Source organism: Methanobrevibacter sp., assembly GCF_036307625.1.
Classification (GTDB): Archaea; Methanobacteriota; Methanobacteria; order Methanobacteriales; family Methanobacteriaceae; genus Methanocatella.
Genome location: NZ_JAXJXF010000131.1, coordinates 1 through 10901, shown reverse-complemented (window position 1 = coordinate 10901; position 10901 = coordinate 1). Strand labels below are relative to the sequence as shown.

General features: G+C 33.1%; 13 protein-coding genes and 1 pseudogene. 11 read left to right on the top strand and 3 right to left on the bottom strand.

Going from position 1 to position 10901, the window contains the following annotated elements; all coding sequences use genetic code 11:
* The coding region (locus tag UIB65_RS08545; RefSeq protein WP_330040946.1) for a DEAD/DEAH box helicase at positions 1 to 733 on the bottom strand (733 nt) is incomplete at its 3' end.
* A gap of 129 nt (positions 734 to 862) precedes the next feature.
* On the opposite strand from UIB65_RS08545, the gene UIB65_RS08540 reads away from it, so the two are divergent.
* Together UIB65_RS08540 and cbiD are read left to right on the top strand one after the other, a co-directional pair.
* Positions 863 to 1123, top strand: coding sequence for a thioredoxin family protein (locus UIB65_RS08540; protein WP_330040945.1), 261 nt, complete (start codon positions 863 to 865; stop codon positions 1121 to 1123).
* A 34-nt stretch (positions 1124 to 1157) separates the two neighbouring features.
* On the top strand, positions 1158 to 2240 hold the full coding sequence (gene cbiD, locus UIB65_RS08535; RefSeq protein WP_330040944.1) for a cobalt-precorrin-5B (C(1))-methyltransferase CbiD: 1083 nt from the start codon (positions 1158 to 1160) through the stop codon (positions 2238 to 2240).
* On the opposite strand, the gene UIB65_RS08530 is transcribed toward cbiD, so the two are convergent.
* A complete protein-coding gene (locus tag UIB65_RS08530) occupies positions 2237 to 2785 on the bottom strand; it encodes a DUF2115 family protein (RefSeq protein WP_330040942.1) in 549 nt (182 codons plus the stop codon). The genes cbiD and UIB65_RS08530 overlap by 4 nt on opposite strands.
* Before the next feature lie 23 nt (positions 2786 to 2808).
* Complete coding sequence (locus UIB65_RS08525; protein ID WP_330040940.1) at positions 2809 to 3276, bottom strand: DUF2115 family protein; 468 nt, start codon at positions 3274 to 3276, stop codon at positions 2809 to 2811.
* A gap of 305 nt (positions 3277 to 3581) precedes the next feature.
* On the opposite strand from UIB65_RS08525, the gene UIB65_RS08520 reads away from it, so the two are divergent.
* From UIB65_RS08520 to UIB65_RS08480, 9 genes and pseudogenes are all read left to right on the top strand, one after another.
* Entirely contained in the window at positions 3582 to 4667 is a 1086-nt protein-coding gene (locus tag UIB65_RS08520) for a glycosyltransferase family 4 protein (protein ID WP_330040939.1), read from the top strand.
* Positions 4664 to 5530 (top strand): shikimate kinase, encoded by an 867-nt coding sequence (locus UIB65_RS08515; protein WP_330040937.1) that lies wholly within the window; start codon positions 4664 to 4666, stop codon positions 5528 to 5530. Before UIB65_RS08520 ends, UIB65_RS08515 begins: the two co-directional genes overlap by 4 nt.
* Positions 5531 to 5631: 101 nt before the next feature.
* Entirely contained in the window at positions 5632 to 5970 is a 339-nt protein-coding gene (locus UIB65_RS08510) for a chorismate mutase (RefSeq protein WP_292605258.1), read from the top strand.
* Complete coding sequence (locus UIB65_RS08505) at positions 5957 to 6154, top strand: 30S ribosomal protein S17e (protein ID WP_067043908.1); 198 nt, start codon at positions 5957 to 5959, stop codon at positions 6152 to 6154. Before UIB65_RS08510 ends, UIB65_RS08505 begins: the two co-directional genes overlap by 14 nt.
* 169 nt (positions 6155 to 6323) lie before the next feature.
* The gene (locus UIB65_RS08500) at positions 6324 to 7544 is read left to right on the top strand and encodes an aspartate kinase (protein ID WP_330040935.1); all 1221 of its coding nucleotides are present in this window, start codon (positions 6324 to 6326) and stop codon (positions 7542 to 7544) included.
* Positions 7541 to 8434, top strand: coding sequence for a 4-hydroxy-tetrahydrodipicolinate synthase (dapA, locus tag UIB65_RS08495; RefSeq protein ID WP_330040934.1), 894 nt, complete (start codon positions 7541 to 7543; stop codon positions 8432 to 8434). The genes UIB65_RS08500 and dapA overlap by 4 nt, the downstream gene beginning before the upstream one ends.
* A 12-nt stretch (positions 8435 to 8446) precedes the next feature.
* On the top strand, positions 8447 to 9268 hold the full coding sequence (gene dapB, locus UIB65_RS08490) for a 4-hydroxy-tetrahydrodipicolinate reductase (protein ID WP_330040932.1): 822 nt from the start codon (positions 8447 to 8449) through the stop codon (positions 9266 to 9268).
* Between the two features lie 9 nt (positions 9269 to 9277).
* A complete protein-coding gene (gene asd, locus UIB65_RS08485; RefSeq protein ID WP_330040930.1) occupies positions 9278 to 10327 on the top strand; it encodes an aspartate-semialdehyde dehydrogenase in 1050 nt (349 codons plus the stop codon).
* 230 nt (positions 10328 to 10557) lie between these two features.
* Positions 10558 to 10901, top strand: a pseudogene (locus UIB65_RS08480) (glycosyl transferase); the annotation flags it as partial.

Below are 10901 nucleotides of genomic sequence, written 5' to 3'. Positions count from 1 at the left end.
TTGCTAAACTTTCAGTAAATCTTCTTGTGGATACAAATGCCAATGCCTGTGATTTATCTTCAATCGCCTTTTCAATCACTTTCACAACAACATCATTTTTGTTTTTTGTATTGAACATTTCAGCATCCAATACTTCTTTATGTAATGGAACTGGTCTATAGTCATGTTCTACGCATGTTCCTTCAAGCCAGCCTTCTATTTCCTCAATATTTCTCAATGTGGCTGAAAGTGCAATGATTCTCATGCCTGGATTGATAATTTTTGCTCTTGTAATTGCAGCTTCAAGTGTAGGGCCTCTGGAAAATTCTCCAATCATGTGAAATTCGTCAATGATTAATGTGTCCACGTCACGCAATGCATCCCAGGAAAATCGTGTAAGTGCATCGAATGATTCAAAAACCATAACTGATAAATCTGCGCTAGATGGATGTTTGCCTACCCTGATTCCATGTTCTTCAAATGCTTTGAATTCTTTCACTTTTTCATTCTGTATTGATAAGAGAGGTGCTGCATAAACGGCTTTTCCTCCGTCACGTATTGTTTTGAGGGCAGGCAATACTCCCAAAACAGTTTTTCCGCTTGCTGTTGGAATACAGATTATGTAGTTTGATTTGTCATCTAAATATCCTGATTCAATCACTGCTTTTTGTGCAGGATTGAATTCTTCAATATAGGGATATGCGCTATTAATTATTTTTTTTATATCAGTCGGTAAATTTTCCATTTTAATCATTTAAATTTTATTTTTTTATATAATAAATAACTATTTGTAGAGCATTTGAAATGTAATGTGGGTGGTAACAGTTATATATCAGTTATTATAAATTAGGTTTAAATAAACTTAATTAATGGAGACTATATGATGGCAATAAAAGTAGAAGTATTTTCAACAAACTCTTGTCCGCATTGCCCCGCAGCAATTGATGCTGCTCAAGTTGCAAAAGATAAAATGGGCGATGCAATTGATGTGGAAGTTATAAAAATAGATGAAAGTGAAGAAAACAGACAAAAAGCTATTAATTATCAAATCATGGCAGTTCCTACTATTGTCATTGATGGTGAAGTTGCTTTTGTTGGCGCACCTAGTGATGCTGATTTAATTGAAAAACTTGAATCTTTATAGATTCGTTCTTTTTTTATTTCTTTTTTTGTTTAAAATGACTAATGAGAATTATACTGGAGTTACAACAGGTACTGTAGCTACTGCTTGTTCTTCAGCGGCATTGGATATGCTTTTGGAATCTCAAGACATTGCATGTGTTAAAGTAGAGACTCCTAAAAAAACATTGGATATCATTATTGATGAGTGTAAACAATTATCTTCTTTTAAAGCTTATGCCGTTGCTCATAAAAATCCTTACAATGACCCTGATGTCACCGTAGATTTGGCCATTGTTGCTACTGTGGAACTTTTGGACAAAAATGGTGAATCTGATAATGTCATCATAACAGGCGGTGAAGGTGTGGGTATAATTACAAAACCTGGTCTTCAAGTTCCTGTTGGCGATTATGCGATTAATCCTGTTCCTCGAAAAATGATTGTTAATAATTTAAAGGATAAGGTTCCTAAGGATAAGATTGCCAAAGTTACCATTTCAATTCCCGAAGGTGAAAAAATAGCTAAAAAAACCATGAATCCCAAATTGGGAATTGTTGGTGGAATATCCATTCTTGGAACAACAGGCATTGCAAGATCAATGTCAAGTGAAGCCTATAAAAATTCCATTGTCACACAATTGGATGTGGCTTTGGCATCTGATGTAGGTGATTTGGTTTTTGTTCCGGGAAATATTGGTGAAAAATTAGCATTAAAACAATTGGGAGTTACTGCCGAACAGATAATTCAAACCGGAAATTATGTGGGATTCATGTTTGAAGAAGCTGAAAAAAGAGGAATTACCAAATTCACATATTTCGGACATATGGGTAAACTAATCAAGGTTGCAGGAGGAATATTCGATACCAAACATGCCGTAGCTGATGGCAGGCGAGAAATAATGGTTACTCATGCAGCTCTGTGTGGTGTTAATAAAAATGACCTTAAAAGATTATTTGATTCCAAAACCACTGATGATATGATGGATATTTTAAATGAACTAGACATTTCGGTTGAAGTTTCAAATAGTATTGCTGAAGCTATTCGAGATAGATGCATGCAACGTTTTGATTTGGATTTGAATGTAATTCTGGTTGATATGGAAGGTAATTATCTGAACAGCAATATGAATATCATCAATTAGAATTCTAATTGCTCAGCAAGGCAGATGTTACAAACTGCATTTGGAGTATCGATATTCGCATCCCTTACAGGACAGTAGAATTTCCCATTTTCCTGTTCGACTTTTAGAGACCCTGGAAATGGAGTTCCAACAGGATGGATAGGTTCTTCTAAAAGAAATGTGGCATATACTGATGCTATGTAAAAAATCAATAGGTTTTTGTTTTTAGTGGTATCCTCTGTATGGTTCACTTTTAAAGTTGTAATTGCACCATCTAATGATTGTTTGTCAATATTTTTACTGTAATCTGATGTATCTTTTGGAATATCTTTCACCCGATATAAAAAAGATTCAATATATGATTTTTGACTGTCTTCTCTATAATTTTCCTGAACGTATTTGTTTTCTTCAATCACTTGGGAACTGAATGTCATCATATCAAATACTGAAATGTTTGATGAATATTTTTTCAATATTTCAAAAACAGAATTTCCGGATATGTTTTCTTCATTTGAGATAAGATTTGTTAAATCATTACACATCTCTAAATACTCATCGGACATCATTAAAATCACTTAAATTTTTCAAATTAGAATCCAAACGAATAGCCTGCGTTTTTACAGACACAATAACGGCACAATGAATTTTCATCTTTGATGCTCATGATTCTGGTTTTGCATTTATATTCACCGTTTTCAAAAAAGACTTGATCTTTTGATGGATTGTCTCCAACTGGATGCAGGGGTCTTTTAGCCATCAATGCCAAATAGAGTGAAATGTATTTGGTAAATTCTCTTGTTTCTTCATCTCCTCCGGCATAAGTATTAAAATAAAAATCTATATCTTTTTTGATATTTTCGACAACTCCATCTTTAATCTCATAGTCTTCAGAGATATTCAGGGCAAAAATTTCGTCCCATGTTTCGGAATTGTATTTGGCAAGCTGTTTTGTTAACGGGTCTTTGTATCTATCGTCTGTTACTTTGTTTTTGAGGTATTCTATGGGATAGTCTTTTAAGTTTTCTTTTATTTCTTCAAGTAATTCACTTGCTTTCATAATTATTAGTGTATTTACATTATATATTTGTTTTTCTATTTTTTCTGATAAAAAAAGTTTTTAGTTTCCATTTTTAGCTTTTATTTAATATGATTTGGTATTATTTATAATATTATACTCTTTGGAGTTGCTTTTAAATTTAAACAATCAAATGAATTTTTTAATGGCTTATACTAATATTATATGAATTATTTCTTTCGAATAAGACATTAATCGGACTTTTTTTTAATATTTTTTAATTTAATTAATTATTTATGCAATAATTTTAATAAATAATATTATTAATTAATGGAGTTAATTTTTTTATGAAAATAGCTATGGTTGGTCAGTTTCCACCTCATGTTGGTGGTGTTGGTGTTCATATTCATACGCTGTCTAAGGAACTTGTCAGACAGGGTCATGAAGTTTATGTGATTACTTATCCTCATAAAGACATTAAGGATATTGATGGAATACATGTTATTGGTACCAGAGGACTTAATATTCCTGGTGTTCGAGGTTTGATGTTTAAAAAGAATGCTAAAAAAGCATTGGAAGAGCTTGTTGAGCGGGAAAATATTGATATTATACATGGACATTATTTATTCCCTGCAGGTGCTGCTGCTGTTGAAGTGGGAAATGAAAAGGGAATAAAGACATATGTTACTGCTCACGGATCTGACATGTTTGAAGTATATAAAAAACAGCCATTAATGAGATCAACAATCAAAAAAGTGTTGAAAGGTGCTGATGTTGTTTTAGCAGTAAGTAATGCTTTAAGACATGAAATTATTGCTACTGGAGTTTCAGGTATTGCAGATAAGACTAGATTGTCCTGGAATTCAGTGGATGTTAATAAGTTTTCAAATACTGAAAATAATTCATTCAAAAAGGAATACAAATTAGATGACAAGCCTGTTGTTCTTTTTGTGGGAAATTTAATCAAAAGGAAAAATGTTGATTCCATTTTAGAAGCTAAAAAGATTGCCAGCAGTGATTATTATTTGGTTGTTGTTGGTGATGGTCCTTTATTTAAGAAACTTAAAAAGAAGGTTGAGGATGAAAATATACATGATGTAATATTCACTGGGGCTAGAAATGATGTTGAAAACATTATTCCCAGCTGTGATGTTTTAATTTTGCCTTCATTTTCTGAAAGTTTTGGATTGGTTTTAATTGAAGCATTGGCATGTGGAAAGCCAGTTATCGGTAGTGATGTTGGTGGAATTACTGAAATAATAACTGATAATGTTGGATTATTGGTTGATCCAAAAAAGGTATCGTCTATTGCTCGTGCCATTGATAAAATGATTAATGATAACGATTTCAGATATCTGTTATCTTTAAATGCACGTAATAGGGCAATGGACTTTTCAACCATTACAATTCCTTACGATGAGGTTTACGAATGAAAAAAATAGTCAGATCTCCGGGTTCAGCAACAATAATCAATGCAATTGCAACAGGCTTTGGTTCGGCATTTGGCATAGGCTTGGACATCATATGTGAAGCTAAACCCTTGCATGATTCCATTAATTGCTCCAATGATGTGGGTGCTGACACTTCCCTGATGGAACTGTGTGTTGAAAAGGTTTTCAATCATTATAATATTGATAAAGGAGAATTTGGGATTGATATAAAAACCAAATCCAAATTGCCGATGGCATCTGGTCTTTCTAGTAGTAGCGCTTCATCAAATGCTATTGTTAAAGCTACTTCTTTGGTTATCTGTGATGAATTTGATTTAAAACCTCTTAACGATTTGGAAATTATAAATATGGCTATTGATGCATCTCTAGATGCTGGAGTCACAATCACTGGTTCTTTTGATGATGCGACTGCATCTTATTTTGGTGGTGCTGTTGTAACGGATAATAGGAATAGACAGTTTATCATTAAGGAAAAAATGGAAGATTATCCAATTTTGGTTTACATGCCTAATTTTTATTCAAAATCTGGTGATTCCAATCCTGAAAGGATGAAATTGTTGGCTCCCCTTGTTGAAACTGCTTTTGGATTTGCAAAACAAAAAGAATACTTTAAGGCCCTTACCTTAAATGGTTTGATTTATTCTGCAACTTTGGGATTTGATTCTGCGATTGCAATTGATGCCTTGGAAGTGGGTGCAGTTGCTTCTGGACTGTCCGGAACTGGATCTTCTTTTGTTGCTGTAGTTAATAATGATTGCATTGATGATGTTGAGGAAGCATGGAGCAAATATGAAGGAAATGTCATCAGAACTAAAGTAGACAATGATGGATGTATTGAAATTTAAATTTGATTTCATTTTTACTAATTTTCTATTAATCATATAGTTTATATACTATGATAATAATAAATTATATTATTATCATTATTATCAAAAATGGTGATTTTTTGACTGAAGATAAAATAAAATCCTTTAATAATAAAGAAGAAGCTGAAATACTTCTTGAAAAGTCTAGAAATCACATTGATGAAATTGATAATGAGTTGATGGACTTAATTTCTCAGAGAACTTCTCTTGCAAAGGATATTGTCCTTGCTAAAGATTTTTTAGGCATTCCCATTTATGATGAATCTCGGGAAAAAGCAATACATAAAAAGATTAGGAAATTATCTGAAGAAAAGGGTCTTGATGCGGATATTATTGATCAAATCATTGATATGCTGACTAAATTAAGTAAAATTGAGCAAAATAAAATTTTAAGGAGGAATGTTGATGGGAAATATTAGAACTTCATTTGTTAAACGTTTAGCAAAAGAACTTATTGAAACTCATAAAGGTGTTTTCACTACTGATTTTGAAGAAAACAAAAAATTAGTACAAGAATACTCCACTGTAAGTACTAAACATTTAAGAAATAAAATTGCTGGATATGTAACCAGACTTGTCAGATTAGAACAAACTCAAGAATAAGTTTGTTCAAATTTCTTACTCTTTTTTTATTAATCTTTTTTTTAATTTATTTTGAACTTTTATATTTTTTAATTTTATACATGTTTACAAAGTTTATTAATATGTTCATATAAAAATATAAATGTATATTGTAGAAATTCAATGAACTTTTTAAGAAATAGGTGAACTTATGGATTTACTAGTAGCAAAATTTGGAGGAACCTCGGTTGGTAATGGTTCCAGAATTAAAAAAGCGGCACAGTCCGTTGTAAATGAATATATGAAAGGCAATCAGATAATAGTTGTTGTTTCAGCTGTTAACAAGTCCACTGATGACCTTATTGGATTATCTAACGAAGCTATTGGGGAAGGTTTGACCAATAGGCAAAAGGCGGAAATTATGGCTATGGGTGAATTGACTAGCTCCAGGGTATTTTCCGCAACTATTGAATCTTTGGGTGTAAAATCAGAATTCATAGATCCTTATCATGAATTATGGCCAGTAATAACTGATTCCAATTCTTTAGAAGCTAAAATTAATTTTAAGGCTACTGATATAAAAATGGAAGGGCTCAGGACTCTTCTCAATCAGGGCATCATACCTGTTATCTGTGGATTTTTAGGAAAAGGTCCTCTGGGTGAAATCACCACCTTGGGAAGGGGTGGTAGTGATGTCACTGCATTTTTAATTGGACATTGTTTGGAAGCAAGAGAAGTAATAATAGTTACTGATGTAGATGGAGTAATGTCAACTGATCCTAATAAAATTGAATCCGCTAAATTATTGGATGAGATATCCGTTGAGGAAATGAGGGATTTGGCTACTCATGGTGCTCAAGTTTTACATCCTAATGCATTATTATATAAAGATCCTCTTATAAGTGCAAAAATTATAAATTTTGAACATGGTGATTTATCTTCAAAAGGTACTCGTATTGTAGGTCCTTTTGATGGTGACTTGTTAAGGGGAGTAACTCTTTATAAAAATCCTATTTCTCTTATTGCTGTTGTTGGTGAAGAAATGCTTAATAAACCTGGTTTATTTGCAGGTTTAAGCGGATGTCTTGCCAATGAAAATATCAATATTTTTGGTATTTCTGCGGCTCAAAATTCAATGTCTGCTTTTGTTAACAAATCTGATTCAAATAAAGCATACCATATATTGCATCAGTTCGTAATAGAAACCGATGTTTTAAGTTCATTGTCTTTAGGAAGGGATACTGCAATGATTACATTTGCAGGTCCTGATATAATCGAACAATCTGGAATTATTTCAAAAATTACCGAACCATTAAGAATGAATGATATTAATATTGTTGAAATCATATCCTCTCAAACTGCAATTGTTTTATTTGTAGATTGGGTAAACGGTGAAAAAGCATGCAAATTAATTAGTGAGGTTATAGAATGAATTTTGAAGGTACTTATGTTGCAATGGTAACTCCTTTTGATAAGGACGAACAGATAGATGAAGAAGGCTTTAGATCTAATATTAATTATCTAATAGACCAAGGTGTAAACGGTTTGGTGGGGGCTGGAACCACCGGTGAATCCGCTACCATCAATCATGACGAACACCAAAAAATCATAGATATATTGGTTGATGAAGTTGATGGTAGGGTAGCTACAGTTGCTGGAACTGGAAGTAATTCCACTTATGAAGCTACTGCTCTTACTAAATATGCTGAAGATGCCGGTGCAGATGCCGCATTATTGATTACTCCTTATTATAATAAACCACAGCAACACTCATTGGTGGAACATTACAGGTATGTTGCTGAAAATACAGACATTCCTATCATTGCTTATAATGTCCCATCCCGTACTGGAGTTAATATGGATGTTTCAACTATTGTTGAATTGGCTAAAATTGATAATCTTGATGCTATTAAAGAGGCCAGTGGCAGTGTCGATAAAGTGTCAGACATTTATAGAGCACTTCAACATGAAGGTCTTGAAGATGATTTCAATATCCTTTCAGGTGAGGATTCATTGACTTTACCTATCTTGGCAGTTGGTGGAACTGGTGTTATCAGCGCCTCTGCTAATATTGATGCAAGAAGAATGGTTTTGATGGTTGACAGTGTCTTGAATGATGATTATGGAAGAGCTATGGAACTTCATTATGAAATGGTCGAATTGATTAGGGCTCTTTTCGTAGAAAGTAATCCGGTACCTGTAAAAACAGCTATGAATCTTATGGGTCTTCCTTCAGGTCCATTAAGACTGCCGTTGACTGGAATGAAAGATGAAAACTTAGAAATACTTAAAAAAGCATTAAAAGATTCAGATTTGATTTAAGAAGGTTTTATCATGATTAAAGTAGCAGTAACTGGAGCTGCAGGAAGAATGGGCTCCGGTATTATTAGAAAAATTTCAGAACAAGATGATATGGAAGTTGTTGCAGCTATTGAAATACCTAATTCTCCTCTTGATGGAAAAGATGCTGGTATTCAAGCTGGAATCGGTGAAATTGGAGTGAAAATTGTCGGCTCTGAAAAATTAGAAGAAACTTTAAAAGCATCTGGTGCAGATGTTCTTGTTGATTTTACTATTGCTCATGCAGCTGTTGATACTGTTAAAAGAGCTACTTCCTGTGGAGTTTCAGTTGTAGTTGGTACAACTGGATTTACTGAAGAGCAAATGAATGAGAATATTAAGAATATTAAGGAAAATAATGTTTCAGCTGTTATTTCATCAAATATGGCAATTGGAGTAAATGTATTTTTCAATACTTTAAAGAAATTGGCTCCATTGTTATATGATTTTGATATTGAAATTATTGAAGCACACCACAATCAGAAACAGGATGCACCATCCGGAACTGCAGTTACAGCATTTGAAGTGATTGCAGAAGCACTTGACCGTGACCCTGAAGAAGTGGGAGTCTACGGAAGACACGGTTTAGTTGGTAAAAGAACTAAAGAGGAAATTGGTATTCATGCAGTCCGTGGTGGAGACATTGTCGGTGACCATACTGTAATGTTTGTCGGTGATGGTGAAAGATTGGAAGTTAAACATCAAGCTCACACTAGGGAAGTTTTCATAGCTGGTGTAATTAGGGCAATCAGATATGTTCCTTCCGCTGAAAAAGGTGTTGTAAGTAGTATGAATGATGTTTTAGGTTTAGAATAGGTGATTTATATGGTGAATGTTGGTGTTCTTGGTGCAACTGGAATGGTTGGTCAGAGATTTATTCAATTGTTAGCAGATCATCCGGATTTTGAAATTACTGCATTGGCAGCTTCTTCCAGATCTGCAGGTAAAAGATATGAAGATGCAACCACCTGGTATATGGATGATGAAATGCCTGAATCTGTTAGGGATATTATAGTTACAGAAACTAATCCTGATGCAATGGATAATGATGTTGATATTGTATTCTCTTCTCTTCCTGCTGATTTTGCATTAAAAGTTGAAAAGGAATTTGCTAAAGATTATGTTGTTGCAAGTAATGCTAGTGCTCATAGGATGAAGAAAAATATTCCATTGGTGATTCCTGAAGTCAATCCTCAATGTTTAGACATGATTGATGCTCAGCAAAAGGAAAATGACTGGGATGGATTCATTGTTACCAATCCTAATTGTTCAACTATTGCATTGGCTTTAACATTAAAACCTATCGTAGACAATTTTAATGTGAATTCTGTTAGGGTTTCAACCATGCAGGCTGTATCTGGTGCAGGTTACAATGGTGTTCCATCAATGGCTATTGTGGATAATCTTGTTCCTTATATTGGTGGTGAAGAAGAGAAAATGGAAAGCGAATCACTCTATCTGTTAGGTTCCTACGATGGTAATGATGTGGTTCGTGCAGATTTCAAATTAAGCGCATCATGTCATAGGGTAGCAGTAATTGATGGTCATACTGAAGCAGTATTTATCGAGTTGGATGATGACTTTGACATTGCTGATGTTAAAGATAGTATGGCAAATTTCAAAGGTTTACCACAAGAACTTAATTTATTTTCTGCTCCTGCAAATCCTGTGATTATTAGAGAAGAAGAAAACAGACCACAACCTAGAATGGACAGAGGTGCCGGAAATGGTATGGCTGTTAGTGTGGGTAGATTAAGAAAAGACCAAGTATTTGATAATAGTTTCAAATATGTTCTTGTAGGTCATAATACCATTCGTGGTGCTGCTGGAGCATCTATATTAAATGCTGAATTGATTAATGATAAAATCCTATGATTTTATTCATTTATTCTTATTATTTTTTTTAATATTTTTTGTTTTTTCCTTCTTGTTTCTTATTGTTTTTAATTTTATTTTTAGGTTATTTTAAGGGTTTAATTTAAATAGTATAAAATTAATATTTTATATCAAGGAATTATATTGTACAATATATCGAAATTTTCAAATTAATTAATAGTTGTAATTTGAAATCGGTATTGGGATAAAAATTTTAACTAAGGGATAGAATGGAAATAGGAATTGATGCTGAAAAAGATACCTTACAATCTTTAATTCGGTCTTGCCTATTGGAGCTTAATCGGCTTAAATTAGATTTAACAAAGCTCGAAGTAGAAAAAGCAAATGATAATACTCCATTGAGGATAAAAGAACTCGAAAAAGACATTGTAGAAAAGGAAAAAGAAGTTTCTGTTATTAAATTTAAAGCAGAAGATGAGATCAATCTCTTGAAAAAACAGCTTGATGAAAAGGATATTTTAATTAAAAATCAAGAAGATAGGATTTATGAATTGGATTATGTTAACAATTCTCTTGATGAAATTAAAGAATACTTTGCAGAACAATTGAGAGA